Annotated in this window: 18 protein-coding genes and 2 pseudogenes; 4 read left to right on the plus strand and 16 right to left on the minus strand. The window is 64.8% G+C overall.

Going from position 1 to position 17,283, the window contains the following annotated elements; genetic code table 11:
- The 9 genes and pseudogenes from efeB to GNX96_RS17425 form a co-directional block, all read right to left on the minus strand.
- Positions 1–1,237, minus strand: a pseudogene (gene efeB / locus GNX96_RS17400) (iron uptake transporter deferrochelatase/peroxidase subunit).
- A 22-nt stretch (positions 1,238–1,259) separates the two neighbouring features.
- A complete protein-coding gene (locus GNX96_RS52590) occupies positions 1,260–2,015 on the minus strand; it encodes an EfeM/EfeO family lipoprotein (RefSeq protein ID WP_279580627.1) in 756 nt (251 codons plus the stop codon).
- Positions 1,993–2,646, minus strand: coding sequence for a hypothetical protein (locus GNX96_RS52595; protein WP_279580628.1), 654 nt, complete (start codon positions 2,644–2,646; stop codon positions 1,993–1,995). The genes GNX96_RS52590 and GNX96_RS52595 overlap by 23 nt, the downstream gene beginning before the upstream one ends.
- A 39-nt stretch (positions 2,647–2,685) precedes the next feature.
- Complete coding sequence (locus GNX96_RS52600; RefSeq protein WP_279580629.1) at positions 2,686–3,261, minus strand: FTR1 family iron permease; 576 nt, start codon at positions 3,259–3,261, stop codon at positions 2,686–2,688.
- Between the two features lie 91 nt (positions 3,262–3,352).
- Positions 3,353–3,640: an ATP-binding protein gene (locus GNX96_RS52605; RefSeq protein WP_279580630.1), complete on the minus strand. Its 288-nt coding sequence runs from the start codon at positions 3,638–3,640 to the stop codon at positions 3,353–3,355.
- 175 nt (positions 3,641–3,815) lie between these two features.
- A pseudogene (locus GNX96_RS63820) lies at positions 3,816–4,049 on the minus strand (histidine kinase dimerization/phospho-acceptor domain-containing protein); the annotation flags it as partial.
- Complete coding sequence (locus GNX96_RS63825) at positions 4,042–4,263, minus strand: hypothetical protein (protein ID WP_163568913.1); 222 nt, start codon at positions 4,261–4,263, stop codon at positions 4,042–4,044. The pseudogene GNX96_RS63820 and the gene GNX96_RS63825, both read right to left, overlap by 8 nt.
- Before the next feature lie 26 nt (positions 4,264–4,289).
- Positions 4,290–4,763 carry a hypothetical protein gene (locus tag GNX96_RS17420; protein WP_163568883.1) on the minus strand — a complete coding sequence of 158 codons (474 nt, stop codon included), beginning with the start codon at positions 4,761–4,763 and terminating at the stop codon, positions 4,290–4,292.
- Between the two features lie 10 nt (positions 4,764–4,773).
- Positions 4,774–5,484, minus strand: a complete 711-nt coding sequence (locus GNX96_RS17425; RefSeq protein WP_163568914.1) for a response regulator transcription factor — start codon at positions 5,482–5,484, stop codon at positions 4,774–4,776.
- Positions 5,485–5,633: 149 nt separating this feature from the next.
- Here GNX96_RS17425 and GNX96_RS17430 point away from each other — a divergent pair, with 149 nt between their 5' ends.
- Entirely contained in the window at positions 5,634–6,410 is a 777-nt protein-coding gene (locus GNX96_RS17430; RefSeq protein ID WP_279580632.1) for a COG4705 family protein, read from the plus strand.
- A 51-nt stretch (positions 6,411–6,461) separates the two neighbouring features.
- Here the strand turns inward: GNX96_RS17430 and GNX96_RS17435 are convergent, their stop codons facing one another.
- From GNX96_RS17435 to GNX96_RS52615, 7 genes are all read right to left on the minus strand, one after another.
- Positions 6,462–8,504, minus strand: coding sequence for an RHS repeat-associated core domain-containing protein (locus tag GNX96_RS17435; protein ID WP_279580633.1), 2,043 nt, complete (start codon positions 8,502–8,504; stop codon positions 6,462–6,464).
- On the minus strand, positions 8,485–9,132 hold the full coding sequence (locus tag GNX96_RS17440; protein WP_163568916.1) for an RHS repeat protein: 648 nt from the start codon (positions 9,130–9,132) through the stop codon (positions 8,485–8,487). The genes GNX96_RS17435 and GNX96_RS17440 overlap by 20 nt, the downstream gene beginning before the upstream one ends.
- Complete coding sequence (locus GNX96_RS17445; protein WP_163568917.1) at positions 9,129–9,629, minus strand: hypothetical protein; 501 nt, start codon at positions 9,627–9,629, stop codon at positions 9,129–9,131. Before GNX96_RS17445 ends, GNX96_RS17440 begins: the two co-directional genes overlap by 4 nt.
- Position 9,630: 1 nt before the next feature.
- Positions 9,631–9,936, minus strand: coding sequence for a hypothetical protein (locus GNX96_RS17450; protein WP_163568918.1), 306 nt, complete (start codon positions 9,934–9,936; stop codon positions 9,631–9,633).
- The gene (locus tag GNX96_RS17455; RefSeq protein ID WP_163568919.1) at positions 9,933–10,655 is read right to left on the minus strand and encodes a hypothetical protein; all 723 of its coding nucleotides are present in this window, start codon (positions 10,653–10,655) and stop codon (positions 9,933–9,935) included. Before GNX96_RS17455 ends, GNX96_RS17450 begins: the two co-directional genes overlap by 4 nt.
- Entirely contained in the window at positions 10,652–11,935 is a 1,284-nt protein-coding gene (locus GNX96_RS17460) for a hypothetical protein (protein WP_163568920.1), read from the minus strand. The genes GNX96_RS17455 and GNX96_RS17460 overlap by 4 nt, the downstream gene beginning before the upstream one ends.
- 736 nt (positions 11,936–12,671) lie before the next feature.
- Positions 12,672–12,923, minus strand: a complete 252-nt coding sequence (locus GNX96_RS52615; RefSeq protein WP_279580634.1) for a hypothetical protein — start codon at positions 12,921–12,923, stop codon at positions 12,672–12,674.
- Positions 12,924–13,295: 372 nt separating this feature from the next.
- On the opposite strand from GNX96_RS52615, the gene GNX96_RS17465 reads away from it, so the two are divergent.
- From GNX96_RS17465 to GNX96_RS17475, 3 genes are read left to right on the plus strand one after another with little or no spacing between them, the layout of a single operon-like run.
- Complete coding sequence (locus GNX96_RS17465; protein ID WP_163568921.1) at positions 13,296–14,252, plus strand: hypothetical protein; 957 nt, start codon at positions 13,296–13,298, stop codon at positions 14,250–14,252.
- Between the two features lie 48 nt (positions 14,253–14,300).
- Complete coding sequence (locus tag GNX96_RS17470; protein WP_163568922.1) at positions 14,301–15,833, plus strand: FG-GAP repeat domain-containing protein; 1,533 nt, start codon at positions 14,301–14,303, stop codon at positions 15,831–15,833.
- Complete coding sequence (locus GNX96_RS17475) at positions 15,791–17,083, plus strand: RICIN domain-containing protein (protein ID WP_163568923.1); 1,293 nt, start codon at positions 15,791–15,793, stop codon at positions 17,081–17,083. The genes GNX96_RS17470 and GNX96_RS17475 overlap by 43 nt, the downstream gene beginning before the upstream one ends.
- Positions 17,084–17,283: the final 200 nt, after the last annotated feature.

Consider the following 17,283-nt stretch of genomic DNA (forward strand, 5'->3'; position numbering starts at 1 on the left):
TCAGCCGAACAAACCGCTGGCGAACCAGTCCGAACTGTCTTTCACACCAGGCAACGTGAAGAAATAGCCGCCGCCGTACGGAAGGATGTAGTCGACCAGCGGTTCGTCCTTGAGCCGGCTCTGCACGGTTTCGAACTGGCGCCGCACATCCTGTTGGTAGCAACAGAAAAAAATCAGGCCGGCGTCGAGGTTTCCGTTGGCCAGCACGCCCGCGTCGTAGTTGTACGGCCGACGCAGAATGCGGGTCGTGTCGGTGGCCGCGGTACGCGGGTTGGCCAGCCTGATATGCGCGTCCAGTGGGATCACTTTTCCGTGCGGATCGGCGGAAAACCGAGGTTGGTCGAACTCCGCGCTGCCGTCCAGCGGCGCGCCTGTGTCGCGCCGCCGGCCGAACATCAACTCCTGTTCGTTGATGGACACCCGATCCCAGAACTCGACCAGCATCCTGATGAACCGGACGACCTGGTACGAGCCGCCCGCCGCCCAGGCCGGCTCGGGGTTCCCCGGTGGCACCCAGACCAGTCGGTCGGCGTCGGTCACGGTCGGGTTGGAAATCCCGTCTTTGAAGCCCATCAGATTGCGTGGCGTGCCAGCCGGCCGTGGTACCGAAGCGAAACCGTCCATTCGATAGCGTGGCTGCAGACCGCCGCGGGTGTGTTTCATCAGTCCCCCGCAGGGCGTGATGCACGGTGTCCGGGCCGTTGCCACAGATCTGCAGCATCAGGTCGCCGTGACACCAGGCCGGATCGAGCGCGTCATTCGGGAATGCCGGCATCGGGACGAGTTTGGCCGGTTTCCTCGCTGTCAGGCCGAAACGGGAGTCGAAAAGGGATGCGCCGACGGAGACTGTCACGGTCAGGCCGTCGGCCGGCACCTGCGGTCCGAGGATCGCGCTGTCTGACGGCGGCGAGCCGATGCCGAGGTCCGCGGGCGTACCGCCGACTGTCAGGAAACGGGCTCTTTCCGTCAGGGTACGAAAAAGATCCACCACAGCGGCACGATTCGGCGCGGTCACGTCGAAAGCGGCGAACCCCGCGGACCGCTGGTGTGGAGTAAAGACGCCGGCCTGATGGGGGCCGTGAAAAGGAACGACCTCGCCAACCGTCGGCACGGTCGCGGCCTGCGCATCGGCCTGAGCGCCGGCCGCGAGCAGTCCGCCGGTCAACAACGCGGTCAACGCGGTGCCGGCGACGCCGGCCCCGGCTCCCTGCAGGAACCGCCGCCTACTGACGCTCATCATCGTCCTTTCCTGTCGGTCACTAGTTTTGCCGGACTTCGAGCAGCGTCGGCACCGCGGACAGCGTCTCCAGGACCGCACCGAGCCGGGCGTCCACCTGCTGCCGAGTCGCCAACGGCACTTGCATCGGACCCAACCAATCGCCGTTGATCTGAGTCGCCATCAATGCCGTCCCCAACTCCCCCAGCTGCGTACGCGCGAGCGGCAGCAAGTTTGCTCGACGGGCCTGCAAAAGCGGTGCCAGCCGATCCAGGACCGCATTGGTCGCGTCCACGTCGGCGAGCGTTTTCCGATACCCGGCGCTGGCCCCGAAATCAGACAACCCGGTGAGGTGAAAACGCTGTGCGTCCTCAAGGATTTCGTGTGCCCGCAACGGAAGATCGGTCGGGTCCGCGGTCAGCTTCGGCAGTTGCTGGCGAAGCTGGGCCACCTCGCTGGTGAGTTTCACCGCGTACGGACTCAGTTCGGCCGCATTCTGGCCGTGCCACAGCCCGTATTCGATCCGATGCAACCCGGCGAAATTCGGGTCCGTCGGCAGTCCGTGCGGGAGCCCGCCAATCGCGTCCGCCAGATCCCCGAAACTCCCGTACGCGGCGCCCACCCGCTCCCAGGTCAGCTGCGCTTGCAGCCAGGTCCCCCTGGCGGCGGTCAGGTTTGCGGCACTGATCTGCTGCTCCAGGATGCTGGTTTCATTGGCAAGTTGGGAAAGTTGCGGCTCGACGTACGACCGGTAGGCGTCCGTCGGGCCGCGCAGGTCAGTTTCGGTGACTGGCAGCACGGCGGCCGGTGCGCCCGTACTGGCGGCCTGGCCCCGGAGCTGGGCGGCCGGCGAAAGCTGACTCGACTGGCCCGGGATCAGGCATCGCCACGCGTACGAGCCGGCGCCGACGTTCACCGACAGCGACCGGCGGGTGCCGGGGCCGGCCTTCGATTTCCCCGATGACCGCGCCGCTGATCGCCTCGATCAGGTAGATTTCGCCGCCGTGGCCGGATTTGTTGACGACCGTGAAGGTCTGCGGGCCGGCGGTGCCACCCTTCCAGTCTGAGGCGCACCCCGACGCGGTGATGGTGATTTGCTGGCTTGGCCCCACTCCACTGGGAGCGAGGGCCGCGAATGCCCCTACGGCCAGCAGGGGCAGCACGATCGCGACCGCGACGATGGCCCACCGGCGGCGACGGATCGGCCGCGAAGCGGTCCTTGGCACCGGCGGGTTGACTGGGCCACGCAGGAAAACCGCGAGGACGACCGTCCCGTACGCGACATAGGCGCCGACCTGCAGCCAGGTCATCGCCGGTGCCAGATTGGTGATGCCGGCGATGATCGACACCCACCAGGCGTCGGTGGAAATCGCTCCGGAGAGGTCGAAGGCGACCCAGAGGTGACCCGGCAACCATCCCGCGGTCTGCAACTCCCCCAGCGTACGACAGCACGCCGGCCGCGATGAGGATCAACAAGATGGCCGTACGAGCAAAAAAAAAACGCCGATATTGATCTTGACGCTGCTGCGGTAGAGCAGCCAACACAGGCCGATAGACGCGGCGATCCCGACCCCCGCGCCGGCCAGCGGCGCGACCGTGTCGCCGGACGCCTGCACAGTCGTCCAGACAAACAACGCCGTCTCCAGGCCTTCCCGAGCGACCGCGATGAATGCGGTCGCGGCCAGTGCACCGGCTCCGACCGTCACTGCATCGGACACCTTGGCCCGCAACTGTCCGGAGAGGCCGCGGGCGGTCCGGCGCATCCAGAAAATCATCCAAGTCACCAGCGCCACCGCGGCCACGCTCAACAACCCGGCGAAGATCGACTGCGCGCGAGCACTGAGCTCGGCCCGGGAGAAGGTCAACACCGCACCAAAGCCCAGGCTCAGCAAGGCCGCGGCCAGCACTCCGAGCCAGACTGGCCGGGTTGTCGCGCCCCCGCCGCCGACGCGCCGGACTGCGGCGAGCAGAATGCTCACCACCAGCCCGATCTCCAGCCCTTCCCGCAGCCCAATCACCAGATTGGGCAACGCGTCAGCCCACATCGGCCCTCCACAGGTTGGTTAGCCTCAGCTTATTTTTGGGAGGTTATCGAGCGCTTAGTAAACGCTCGGGCAGCCGATGGTTAACGCTCGGTTAAGCGGGCAGCAGCAGGGTGAAAATTGGCTGAGGACCTGACCTGGTGAGCGCCAGCCGGCCGCCGTCCGCCTCGACCAGGTCCCGGGCCAGCCGCAGGCCGTCGCCGAACGAGTCAAAGGCGTCCTGCTCAAGGCCAGATCCCTGGTCCTGGACGTCGATGGCGACCGCACCGCCGGCATCCCGGGCGCGTACGACAATCGTTCCCGCGCCGTGCACGGTCGCGTTGTCGACCAGCACCGCGACCGCCTGGCGGACCGCGCCGAGGGTTCCGGTCGCGGCTGGCAACTCCGGGTCGCGTTCGTTCGCATCCGCAGGCCGCGGCCGGCCGCGCGCTCAACGGGCCGATGCCGGCATCCCGCACTTCTTTCAGCAACGCATCAATGTCGAGCAACACCCGGGGCGCACCGCTGCGGGCCATCGCGAGCAAGTCATCAATAGTCCGTTCCAGCTGGTCAACGACACCGATGGCGCGTACGACCGTGGCCGGATCCGGGTCGCTCTGCGCCAACTCCAGCAGCAACCGCAGGCCGGTCACCGGCGTACGCAACTGGTGCGACGCGTTCGCCGAGAAAGACCGCTCCCGCCGCAACAGGTCGCCCAGACGCTCCGCGGTGCTGTTGAGAGCGGCGGCGACGGTGTCGATCTCGACGATGCCGCTGCCGGCGGACCGTACGCTGAAGTCGCCGTCACCCAACGCTCGCGCCGAGCCAGCGAGCCGGCCCAGCGGTGCCGAGATCCGGCTGGCCCGGCGGCCCGCGACCAGGCTCGCCGTGCCCAGTGCGAGCAGCGCGAGGCAGGCTCGCGGCCCAGGTCCAGCCGGTACGTGTCACCGCATCGTGCTTGGACGACGTGACGACGACGATCGCGGCCGTACGCCCGGCGCCCGGAACCGGCATGGCGATGGCCACTTGCCCGGCCGTCTCAACCTCGGCGGTCAGCGGCCAGCGGCTGCGACCGGCAGCAGGCCGCCGGCCACTGCAGAGGGCGGCCCGGCCAGCAGCCGGGAATCGCGGCGGTAAACGGCGACGGTGATGTCGCCCTCCACCGGCGGCAGCCGCAGCCCGCCCAGCGAAACCTCGTCACGCCGGAAGGCCGGATCGGCGGCGACCGCGGCCACACTCGTACCAGCGATCCGGGCCAGCTCGCCGCGCTCTTCGTCGACGAACAGCCGATAGACCGCCGCACCGAGCGGAACGGCGAAAACCGCGACCGCGATCAGGGCGGCAAGCACCGCGGCGAGCCTCACCTGCTGGCGCATCCGCTGCCCGCCTTTCGCCTCTTGCGAGCCATTTTCTTGCCGTCCGTTAACCTGCCGCTGGCCGGCCTCTTTGTAGCGTCCACTGGTGACCACCCCGGGGGAAGGAAGCCACCACGACCCGGGGCCGGAGGGGGCGGGTGGCCATTTCACCCGTCCCCGCCTATTCCGTTTTCTCCAGCCGGTATCCGTGCCCGCGCAGGGTGCTGATCGTCGGCGGGCTCACCCCGGCGCGTACGCCGGCATCGGCCAGCCGGCGTCGGACCGCGGCGATGTGGACGTCCAGAGTTTTGGTGGAACCGAACCAGTTCTCGTCCCACACGTCGTTCATCAGGGTCTCCCGGCTGACCGCTTCACCGACCGAGAAGACCAGCCGGGCCAGCACGTCGTATTCGCGCGCCCGCAGCAGCACCTCGGTCAAGCCGACCAGGCAGCGGCGGGCCGCCGTGTCGACCGTCAAGGCGCCCACCTGGACGCGGTCCGGCAACCGCTCGTCGGGCCTGGTCGCCGGCCCGCGGCGCAGGTGAGCCCGTACCCGCGCGAGCAGCTCCGCCAGCCGAAACGGCTTCGGCAAATAGTCATCCGCGCCGGCCTCCAGCCCGAGCACCACGTCGATTTCGTCCTGCCGCGCGGTCAGCATCACGATCACGCAGGCCGGCCGCAGCGCCCGTACCCGCCGGGCGACCTCCACACCGTCCAAGTCGGGAAGCCCCAAATCGAGCAATATCAAAGCGTATTCGGTGGTTCGTACGGCATCGAGGGCCTCGGCCGCGGTGACCGCCCAGTCGACCCGGTGCCCGTGGGCCGTCAGGCTCCGGACCAACGTGTCACCGATGACCTGATCATCCTCAACTACCAGGAGACCGCCCTGCATTCCTCTCCGCACCCCCTCAATGCACTGTTTCGCCAGCCATTCTCTCAGACCGAGCCGACTGGCTTGACGGTCACCTTTGACTATCCAAAGAAAAGGTCAATTCAGACCCTGATCACCGGTTGGGCTTGGAGCGGTGACATTCTGCCGTGGTGACCAGTCGCGATCTCGAACAGATTCCCCGCCTGTCGCCGACCAGCCGGCTAATCCAGAAAGTCCCGGAAGCGACCGCGATCTTCTGGATCGTCAAGGTGCTGACCACCGGTATGGGCGAGACGACATCGGACTACCTGGCCCATCACGTGGATCCGCCGATCGCGGTCGGCATCGCCGGCGCCGGCCTGGTCGCCGCGCTGCTGCTGCAGTTGGTGCTCCGGCGTTACGTCCCCTGGATTTACTGGCTCGCCGTGGTGATGGTGAGCGTTTTCGGGACGATGGCGGCCGATGTGCTGCATGTCGTGCTCGGCGTCCCGTACGCCGTGTCGACCGCTTTCTTCGTCCTCGTATTGGCAGCCGTCTTCGCGACCTGGTACGCCAGTGAGAAAACCCTCTCCATCCACAGCATTTTCACCCGCCGCCGGGAGGTCTTCTACTGGGCCACCGTGATGGCCACGTTCGCATTGGGCACCGCCGCCGGAGACCTGACCGCCACGACCATGCGGTTGGGCTACCTGGCGTCCGCGGGTCTTTTCGCCGTCCTGATCGCCATTCCGGCACTCGCGTACTGGAAACTGCGGGTGAACGGCATTCTTGCCTTCTGGCTGGCATATATCGTGACCCGGCCGCTGGGCGCGTCTGTCGCCGACTGGATGGGCCTCCCGGTCAGCCGTGGCGGCCTGGACTGGGGCACCGGCACGGTCAGCCTCGGGTTGACCATCATCATCGCCGTTTTTGTGGGATACCTGACGATCAAAGCCCGGCGCGACTGACAACGAACAGCCCCGGACGTGAGACACACGTCCGGGGCCGCCGATATCTGGCTACTTCAGGAACGAGTCGATCTCCTTCGGGGCGATCCACTTGTAGTTGCTGATGTCGGCCATCTTCTTCCAGCCCTCACCGATGGCTTTCGTGGCGGCCCCAAATGCCTCCTTGGCAGTGGATCCGCGGGCAAACGGAGCCTTGGCGTACTTCCAGGCACTCGAACCAAAACTGCTGCCGGCCGCGCTCATCAACCCGGACTGGGCACCGCTGATCATCCCGCTAAGTCCCCACCCCGCGACCTTGTCCGCGTCGACCTTCTCCCCGGTCGCCTCTGCAGCGGCGGTGTTGAGCACGGCACTGCCGATCCCGCCCGCGATCGCACCCACCGCCATCGCGCACAGCAGTGCCGCTGGCCCACAGATCGCGGTCGCCGCGACCCCGGCGAGAATGCCGGCGCCGATGTTCGCCGCCTTGTGCAGGATCTCGTTTCGATGGTTCCACGTCCATTGGGCCGCATCAGTGGCCGCTCTGGCTATCGAGCCAGCGACTTTGGTGGCCAACGCGCCGGCCTGTCTAGCGGCCGTCTTGATGAAGTCCTTCGTCGCGGACGCCACCTTTTTGGCGACTTTCGCGACCTCCTTCACCACTCTCTTGGCGATCTTGATGGCCTTCTTGACGATTTTCTTGACCGTCTTGACTACTTGTTTGACGACCTCGATCGTCTTCTGCACGAAGGTCTTGACGGCCTCGATGGCCTGGTTCACCTTGTTCTGCACCCAGTTGATCACCGGGGCGACCACCTGCACCGCCGCTTTCACCGTGTCCACCACACGGTCGACCACCACCTGCGTCACGGTGGTCACGGCCGAGACAATGCTGCTGAACCACGAGGTCCCGGACGGGTCGGTGAAGGTCACCGGGTTGTTGTTCGCGTACGCATAACCGTTGAGGCTCTGCGGGTTGGTGAAATCCGCCTGCGGGTCAACAGAAATGAAACGGCCTAATGTCGGGTCGTACTGTCTGGCCCCGAGATCGGTCAACCCGGTGGTCGGATCCGTTGTCCCGCCGACGAATCCGCGTTGCCCGGGCCAGTTCGTCGCGACCGCGCCGCGGGTGTTGCCGAACGGGTCCAGCCACCGCCTGGTGATGTTTTGGTCCTGCGTGTCGTCAATCGCGGTGAGCGAGGTGCCGTGCTGGTCCGCGCCGAGCCAGTCGAGCTTGCCGTCGGTCCGTACCGCCACCACCTGCTGACCGTGCCGGTAGTAGCGAGTGCCGCTGAGCGTGGTCCCGTCGGTCTTCAACAGAATTTCGGTGTCACCGAGGTAAAGCGTGGTCCCACTGGTGTCCCGACGCAGGAGCCGGTTGCCGTCCGCGTCGTACACGAAGTCGGTGTTCCGGCCGTCCGCGTTGGCGACCCTGGTCAGGTTGCCGTCCGCGTCCCACGTGTACTTCTCCTGCGCACCTCCGAGAACGCGTTGGATCTGGTTTCCGGTGGCGTCGTACGAATAGTTGTCGACCTTGCCGCCGGCCGGCATTCCAGTGCCGGTGGTGGTCACCTGGTTCACCCCGTGTGGCTGGGCCTGCCCAACCGCGGGATAGCTGTAGGTAGCGGTCGTCGAGCCGGTCGCCCAGGTGTTCGTTTCGGTCTTGCGGTTACCCGAAACGTCGTAAGACCACCCTTCCCAGTACGGTGCTGGGCCACCCAAGGTGCTGGCGCTCGGCGCGGCCGAACAGTCACCACTGGACGGAGTCCACCACGCCGAGGTCAGCCGCCGCTGGTTGTCATAGTTGAAACACTGGGTGTCGTTCGCCTGCGGGGTCTGCGACGGAGTGTCGGCGATCTTGGTGATGTTGCCACTCTGGTCGTACGAATAATGCACGTCCGAAGCCGTCGTCGACTCGGTGAGCGTGGTGGCGTGGCTGAGCCGGCGGGTGCCGGTTTCGTAGTCGTAGAGAAGGTCTACCTCTTTACCGCTGGTGGAGCCCAAAGCGATGGTGCTGACCTCCTGGTACGGCGTGTAACTGGTGTCCCGTACGTAAGTGCTGAGGTTCGATGACACCGTCGTCGGTAGATCGTTGTCATCGTAGCCATAGCTCATGGTCTCGGCCGGCAGGCCGGCCTCCGGCACCGCGGGAAGCGTTGAGGTCTTGACCTCGCCATCCGGGTTGTAGGTGGAACTCGTCGCGTACGTGCCGGCAAGTTTTCCTTCCGAGGCGGGAATGGTGACCTCGGGTACCCAACGGTTTGCCCTGCGGGCTGTAGCCGGTGATCCGGGACGTGTACGCGTTTCCGTTCACCCACCGGGTAGACGAACTCGGCGATCCCATTTCCAAGGTGTCGTAAGTCCATTCGGCCAGCTTGGTGCCGCTGGTCGATCCCGCGTACTCCCCGGTTTTGCGACCAACGCTGTCATACGTGTACGCGACGGTGCTGCCGTTCGCGTCGGTGCTGCTCGTCATCTGGTCAAGATCGTTGTACGTGTATTTGGTGTCGCCCTTGTCCGGGTCCGAGTCCTCGATCTTGCGGCCCCGTACGTCGTACTTGAAACTCCACACATTCCCGGCCGGGTCGGTGACACTGGCCAGTTGTCCCGTCGGCGTGTAGGTGTAGGCGGTCTTGTCGTAACTCCCGGTCGTCGTACTTCCCTTGAACTCCCGGTATTCGGTCAACTGCCCCTTCACGTCGCTGATGCTGGTGGTTGGCGTCTCGCCCTGCTGCGGCGTCACGCTTCCCCGGTCACGGCATACGTGTGCGTCGTCGACCATTGCGTCTTCCCCAGCGACACGAAGCTTTCCACAGTCGGTCGGCCAGCCTGGTCGTACTGCAGGGTCTTCTGAGTGGGCACCGACTTGTCGTCCGGCACCACCAACACGTCGGTCGGCGGTTCGGAGTTGTAATACGGACCGTTGTCCTTGACCTCGAGGCCGCGGTCGTCGTAATAGACATCGGTCAGGGTTTGACCGCCGCCAGGAGCCGGCTCTTTGGTCTGCCGCTTCCGCAACAGGCCGTCGGCGAGGTCGTAGGTGGTCTGCACCGAACCGTCGGTCTGCAACGTCTGGGTTGTCACCACATTCGCCGCACTGTCGCTGAGAGTGTACGAGTAGTGCATATTCGGCACCGATGGGTCATCCGCGGTGACCGCCTTGCCGGCGATGTTCTTACCTGCCTTGGCGGCTGGATCCCCGGCCGGTGTGCTGGAACCAGCGCGGCCCGGCAGCCACACGTCAGTGGTGCGACCAAGTGGGTCGTAAGTCGCTCTCGGTACGCAGGCCGCCCTGGTCGGTCATCCCGGTTTCCTTGCCCCAGGCCGGTTCCAGCTCGGTGGTGGTGACCCCACCGTTCGGATCGGTGGTCACCGCCTTGGTGAGCGGCCCGGCACCAGCAGGCGTGAACGTCGTCGTCGTTTTGTTGTTGAAAGCGTCATCAACCTCGACGGACCGGCCGAGCGCGTCATATTTCGCGGTGTTTACCGTCTGGTAGGTCGGATTGCCGCTGGAATCGAAGCCGGAGAGCCGGTCGGTCCTGGTCACGTCTCCCTTGGTGGGCGGGGTGTCAGACGAGGTCGCGTTGTCGTAGAAGGTCTTGGTGTCACTGACAATCTGGCTTTGCGTCGGAGTCTTGTCACACGAAACCGAAGCCACTGTCTGTCGGGTCGGCTTCTCGGCGATCCCCAGGGTGGCGTTACTCGCGTACTCGTAGCGCGTACAGGTGTCGTCGTTCGGATTGTTGATGATGTCATGGAGGTCATTCGACGCGCGGTCAGCACGCCGTTTCCGTCGTACGTGTTGGTCGCCGCGCTCTGCCGGGTGCCGCCAGTGTCCAGGCTCTCCGTCTGGTGGTTTCCGGCCTGTTGGGTCTGAAACGCGCTCGTCGTCGCCCATGGGCGAACACGGGTCGCGGTCGGCGCGGACACCCACTGGTCGGTGATGGTCTGGTCGAGCATCGCCGTGCCGTTGAATGTCTGCTGCTCCCGCATCTGGCCGGCCAGCGGTGCCTGGTCAGGAACTTGCCCGCCAGTCGAGTCGGTAATGGAAACCGACTTGTGGGTGCCGTCCGACTTGAGATCACCGTCCATGCCACGGAAATACCGCGACTCGGTCTTGGTCTGAGTGGCCGGATTGCTGCCCTTCAGCACGATCACATCGTTGTAACCGCGCCACTGTGCCCAGGTTTTCTGGCCAATGGGGACCAACCCGTCCTCGTCGTCGTGCCGCCACGCCGCCGGACCCGGATATTGCACCTGCGTCACAATGGGTGGGTTCCAGAGAACCGGTCGGTCTCCACCACCTGGGTGACCACGTATTTGTGGAACCAGTCCGTTCTTTCGGTGGTCTGTGTCGGCGGCGTCCACTGCATCGGATAACAGCGTCGGGTGTTCGAGTCCGGCGTTGGAAGGTCGGTCGCGGAACAGTCAGGATCGGAGTAAGTGACGGTCAGGCTGCCACCGGTGCCGTAGTTCACCGCGTGTACCCGCAGCCAGTTCATCGGCGGCAGGTTGTCATTGTTCGTACCGACCACCCTGTTCGCCATCTGCACCGAGTCGAAATTCACCTCGGGTGTCTGGATACTGCCGCCCACCAGGCCGGCATTGGTGATCGCTTCCAACCATAAACCGGCCCGAGTGCCGTCACCGGGATCACGGAAGGAATGCCGCATCGTCCAGGAATCCACGTCCCCGAACGCCGTTCCTCGCCATACCTGAGTCGTCACCTTGGACAGCATTTTGGTGGTGAAGAAGGTGGGACTGAACTTAAGGTCACAGTTGGTCGTACTCGTACACATCTGGTCGAGCGGTGTGTCCGGATAGGTGGTCGGCTGACTGTACGTGCAGGCACTGCCCGGCACGCAGCGTTCCTCGGTGGTGAACAAAACGCGCGCCACCGCCGGTTGGCTGTAGACCTGGCCGTCCTGCTGGCCGTAGTCGATCTCGGCGACGTTGCCGCCTCGTACGTACGAACTGACCGCGGTCGCGGTGTCATTGCGCCCGTAGTTGTTCGTTTCGGTGTCGTAGAAGAAACTCATCGTGTTGCCGTGCGGATCCACGACGTAGTCCAGATTCCACTTGTACGCCTGCGAGCACGACGAGTCGGCGAACGCCGGCTTGTTGCAGGGTTCACCCGCATTGTTGCCAAAGACCGGCACGGTGAACGCTGACTTCGTCTCCCTCTTCTGCGCCGCCGGAATAGCCGGATTATCGTATCCGGGTAGGTGGTTCAGGCCGAAGTAGTACTTCGTGCCGTCCTTGGTGGTGACAATCCAGTATTCGCCATCGTTGTCACCGTTCGCGGCGCCAGTGGCTCGCTGAATCTTCGTACCATCGTCGTTGGCGAGGTGCCACGACTGGTCCTTGTCGTCCTGGATCAGCTCGCCGCCCTTGCCATTCAGGGTAAAGGTCGCATTGTCCGTCTTCCAGCACAGGTCGCCGGTAGTTTTGGTGCCGTTGTTGCCACCGGTGTCCTGCGAGCAGCTCGCGCATAGCGGCGCTCGATCGATCCGCCCGGCGCGAGCTCGAAACCCTCGCCGACCCACGACGGCTGGTTGTTCGTGGTGGACGTACGGCCGTCCACCTCGCCCGACGAATAGTCCAGGCCGAACTGCGGCGCCGGCCCGCCAACGCTCGGCGGCACCCCCATGGGGTACGACCAGTTGAAGTCGCCGGAAGAGCCGCCCACCTGCCAGGTGGCGCTGGGGCTCAGGGCGGTCGAGGTGAAGTCACCAGAGCCACCGGAAGCGGCCGCCTGGACGGCGTAGGTCGCCGGCGTGGCGCCATCCGCGGTCGCGGCCACGTCCGCGCTCAACACACCGGCTCCGTTGTTCTGGGTGAGCAGTGTCTGCGGCACACAGCCAGCTGTCGTAGGCGCCTTCTTTCCAGCATCCACCGCGGCTTGGGCCGCTACCGCACAGTCCGGCAGCCGTACCAACCGCAGCCGGCTGGCCCAGTCGCCGCCGAAGGCATTCCGGAACTGCTGATAGCTGACCTGCAGGTGGACCTGCCCATCCTGCTTCACACCATCACTGCGGCCCACCCGCAGCCACAGGGCGTTTCCCTTGCGGCCCAACGACTCCACTCGTACCCGACTGGGGGGCGAGGCGGTCGCTGCCGAGGTGGCGGCGGTGGCGGCCTTCGCCGGTGCACTCACCCACACCGGCAAAGCGCCGGCCTGGCTCGCCGCGGTGGTCGACTGCGGAACCGCGTTCGCGGACTTGGCCGCTGGCTGAACAGCCGGAGCAACCGTCGCGTCGGCGGTGGCCGGCGCTGGCCAGCTCACCGTGGGCGCCTTTTTTTCACGTCCAGCGTGGCGCCAGCGTCCACAGGCTGTGGCTTGACGCTTGTTTTGGTGATCGGAACAGACTTCTCGTGCTGCGGTTTTGCCACCTGATCTCGCGAACTGCCGAGAAGGCCGGCCACCGCCGCATCCGGTGCGGGCAGGATCAGGGCCGCGGCTGTGAGCGCGGCGACGCTCGCCTGAACCAAACGGTAAAACCGTCGATGGGTTGTCTTGGGAAATGCGGGCATGGCGGTCCTCCTACCGGCCGACAAGGCACGGTCGTGAGGGTCGCATTCGGATCGGCCAGGTTCCATTACTTCGATAATCATCGGAGCTTTAGCGCTTAACACCGATCAGCGGCACAGTGGTCAGCGAACTGTCCACTGGGAAGAACACCCAGCGAGACAAGTAAAAAAAAACGGCTGAAGTGAGGCGCCCGTATGGCCAAGTATAGCTGGCGTTTAATGACCGGAGTTTTGGCAATCGTACTCGCCATTCCGGCTACCGGATCACCAACCGCCACTTATTCATCGGTGGGCGCTCATTCCACCGGCAGCTCGACACACAGCACGGCGAGCGCCCCATTGGCTCCGTCGCACGCTTCGCCGGAGGCGACGGCGATGACAGCCGCGCGAACAACCGGCAAACGCGTGGAGATGACCACGCTGCGTACCGAAACAGGCGAGGTGTTCGCCAATCCGGACGGCACGAAGACGCTCGAACAACACGCCGTACCGGTACGGGTACGACGCGGCAGCAGTTGGGTGGCGCCCGACACCACGCTGCATAAACTGCCAGACGGAACGATCCGGCCAGCGGCCACCGTCACACCGATTGTCCTTACCGGAGGCGGAAGCACCTCCCTGCTGACCCTCGGCAATCCAAACGCGCACATCCAGCTGGGATGGTCGGGCCGCCTTCCCACACCCGTACTGGCCGGCGACACCGCCACCTATCCGAACGTCCTGCCCGGTGTGGATCTCCAGGTGCAGGTTTACGCCGACGGCGGCTTCTCGCACCTGTTGGTCGTACGAAATCGGGCCGCCGCGGTAAATCCGGCATTAACCTCGCTTAGCTATCCGATGACCGCGACCGGGCTTTCCCTGACCAGAAAACCAGACGGAACGACGATTGCGGCCGACAGTTCCGGCAAGGTCGTGTTCAGCTCAGCCACACCGAACATGTGGGACACGCCACCGGCTCCCACCACTGCCGACCAGAAAGCTGCCGCGGCGGCACTCGGCGGGCTGCCGGCCCCTCGGCACGCACCGGTCGCGCTCACTTTAAGTGGCGGCGGTTTGGTCAAGCAGGCAGTCAAAGCCGGCACGGCCCCTTCGCGAAACTACGCATTCCAAGTGTCACCGGACAAAACCATGCTGACCAATCCTGCGGCCCACTTTCCGCTCTATATCGACCCATCACTCAGCGGTGGAATGATCCGCTGGCTGCACGTGAGCAATGGGATGGGGAACCAGTCGGGCGGAACTACGATCGCAGCGACGGTGGCGCGAAGGTTGGCTATGCATGGGGCTGCTCCAGCTACATCTATCGGTCGATGTTCCAGTTCTCCACCGTGAACGGCGCCCAGACCATTGCCGGCAGCCAGATCACCGACGCGAAGATGTTTGTCAACCTCACCTGGAGTCCGACCAGCGGCGCCGCCCCCGGTCGACCTCTTCCAGCTGCCGGACCTGGATCCCAATGCCGCACTCGACTGGGACAACACCGGCGGCTATTGGGGTTCCTATCTCGACGAGCGGTCCGCGGCCGCGCACAACACCACGACTCCGATGTCATTCCTTGGCGACAACCTGAAAAACAGCGTACAAGCGGTGGCGAACAGCCGAGCCACCTCGATCTCGCTGGGGCTGAAGGCGCCAAATGAGAGCGGCTGCAACAGTGCCAGCGAATCCCAGTGGAAGAAATTCGACCCAGCCTCCGCGGTCATGTCCATCACGTACAACAATCCGCCGCGAGTCCCGCGCGGACTGAATCTCGTACGGCCGATGCCCTGCGGAACCGCGACAGCACCGACCGCGATTGACACCGCCTCCCCGCAGTTCGCCGCCACCGGAGACGATCCCGACGCCGGCGACTCCATTACCACTACGCTGCAGATTCTCAATTCATCAGGAGCCGTTGTCTACCAGGACCACGTGGGTCCGACAGTCAGCGGTGCGTCATTTTCGTGGGCACCGGTGCCCGCCGCGACCCTCGGCGAAAACACGGTTTATCACTATCACGCCTTTACCACCGACGCCGTGGTCCAAGGACCCTCCACTGACGACTGCTATTTTCTCGTCGACTCGGTGAGTCCGAACGTTCCGCAGATCCAATCGACCGACTATCCGAATGGCTCGGCGGTCATTCCGGCCCGTACGGTCGGCAAGGTGACCTTCAGTCCGGCCACTGGCGACACCGATGTCGCCGCGTACAACTACGGTTTCTCACGTGACAAGGTGAACGAGCGCGTCAACGCCGCCACCGACGGCACCGCGACCGTGCCGATCACCGTCACCCCGCCAACCACTGGCCTGCCGACGGCCCGGCTTTACGTGCAGGCCGTCGACAGGGCCGGCAACGTCAGCGACGTCAGCGACGGCTGGCTGTTGGTGGCACTGCGCAACAGCACGGTAAAACACGTACGCGGCGACACCAACGGTGACGGGAAAGCGGACGTGACCGCGGTTTTCGACCAAGGCTTCGGAAGTACGTCCGTGTGGAACGTCACGTCTGGAGGCAGCGGCTTCGTCAACGGCGTGATGGGCTGGCACAGCAACGAAGGCGGCGGCTTCGCGCTCTATCGCACTCGTACGGTCCAGGGTGACTTCGATGGCGACGGCAAAACGGACATGGCGATCTTCCGGGAGGGCTCCGGCCGGCAGATCTGGCTCTATTTGCTGATGTCCGACGGCCTCGGCTACAACGCGATGCCATACTCGTGGACCAGCGGACCGAACGGCTTCCCACTGAGCACCGCCCGGATCGTCAGCGGTGACGTGGACGGCGACGGCAAGACCGACCTGGTGGTCCAGAACGCCAACGCCGACGGCACCTGGCAGGCGCTGGTTTTCCTGGCCTCCAACAATTTTTCTCCGCACCGGCCAACTGGGGCATGTCCGCGGCCGGCACCACCTGGGCGCAGAGCAGCCCGCTGATCGGCGACATGAACGGCGACGGCAAAGCCGACCTGATGAGTATGCGCAGCCTCGGTAACTGCCAGACCGAGGTCGACCTCTACACTTCCACCGGCACCTCCTTTTCCGCCGCCAGCAAGGTCTACGACTCCGGCGCGAACGGATTCTGCTGGGAGAAGGCCAAACCAGTGGTGGCCGATGTCAACGGCGACGGCAAGGACGACATTGTCGCGCTCTACGAATACGCGGCAACCGACTACGGCTTGACCGTCTTCCAGTCCTCCGGTACCAGCCTGACGAGTTCCTCCTGGCTGCGCCGCAGCGGTGCGACGGACCTGTCCCAGGCCATCTTCACCGCCGGTGACTATGACGGAGACGGCAAAGCCGACGCGGCGATCGTCCTTGGCGGCGGCGCGGCCGGACACCAACAGGTTTACAGCTTCCATTCCACCGGAACATCGTTCGCTGATTCCACCCTCGGGTGGGATGGTGAGGTAGATGCTTCGGCCGGGCCGAAGTTCGACCTGGAACACCGAGAATACGAGCTGGTCAACCGTAACAGCGGCAAGTGCCTGAATGTTTCGCACGTGAGCCTGGACAATGGCGCACCTTTTATCCAATACACCTGCCTGCCGGTCGACCTGAACGCCCGGTTCCGGCTCGATTCCATCGGCGGCACAGACCAATACAGCATCATGCCGATGCACAGCCAAAACAAGTGCGCGGATGTGGTCAACGGCAGCCAGGACGACAACGTCCAGGTCCAGCAGTATGACTGCGGCGCCGGCAATGGTGAGCCGTTCGCCTGGCAGCAGGTGAAAATCGAGTACGTCGAAGGGGCCAGCTCCGACACGGTCGTACAACTACGGTTCGCGCACAGTGGAAAGTGCGCCACTGTCGCCAATGCCGGCCTCGACGACTACGATCTGGTGCAGCAGGACACCTGCGGTCAGGCTTCGAACCAGCAGTGGATTCTGCGCCCGACGTACAACGCCACCCAACTCGGCGAGAACGGCACCGCCCGCTACCGGATCGAGACCGACACCAATCACAACATGGTGCTGGACGTGACAAACTGCCAGCAACAAGATGGCGGCGACGTACGAATGTGGGACTGGGTGCCGGGAAGTCCGTGCCAGGGCTGGGAACTACAGAGCCTCGGCGACGACGTTTACCGAATTATCGACCCGGACGCCAACAAACCACTGGATATCACCGGCTGCTCGAAACTGCCACATGGCGAAGTCGCCATCTGGACGGACGGAGAATGACGCGGACGACTGTCAACTCTGGCGGATCGAGCCCAGCGGCACCACCGGCAGCTACAACGTGTCCTCACTCGGCACCCGGCCTTTCGATGGACGTCGCCGGCTGCGACGCCAACCCCGGCGCCGACGTGATCACCTGGACGTACTGGGGCGGGCCCCTGCCAGCGCTGGTATTTCAAGAAGCTCTAAACCCACCGCGAAGG

The sequence above is a fragment of the Fodinicola feengrottensis genome (assembly GCF_010993775.1).
Taxonomy (GTDB): Bacteria; Actinomycetota; Actinomycetes; order Mycobacteriales; family HKI-0501; genus Fodinicola; species Fodinicola feengrottensis.

Coding starts and splice junctions, on each gene's coding strand:
- GNX96_RS17465 (WP_163568921.1), top strand. CDS start 13,296: ATGACAGCCGCGCGAACAACCGGCAAACGCGTGGAGATGACCACGCTG.
- GNX96_RS52600 (WP_279580629.1), bottom strand. CDS start 3,261: ATGTGGGCTGACGCGTTGCCCAATCTGGTGATTGGGCTGCGGGAAGGG.
- GNX96_RS17475 (WP_163568923.1), top strand. CDS start 15,791: ATGTCCGCGGCCGGCACCACCTGGGCGCAGAGCAGCCCGCTGATCGGC.
- GNX96_RS17425 (WP_163568914.1), bottom strand. CDS start 5,484: ATGCAGGGCGGTCTCCTGGTAGTTGAGGATGATCAGGTCATCGGTGAC.
- GNX96_RS52615 (WP_279580634.1), bottom strand. CDS start 12,923: ATGCCCGCATTTCCCAAGACAACCCATCGACGGTTTTACCGTTTGGTT.
- GNX96_RS17435 (WP_279580633.1), bottom strand. CDS start 8,504: ATGAGCTATGGCTACGATGACAACGATCTACCGACGACGGTGTCATCG.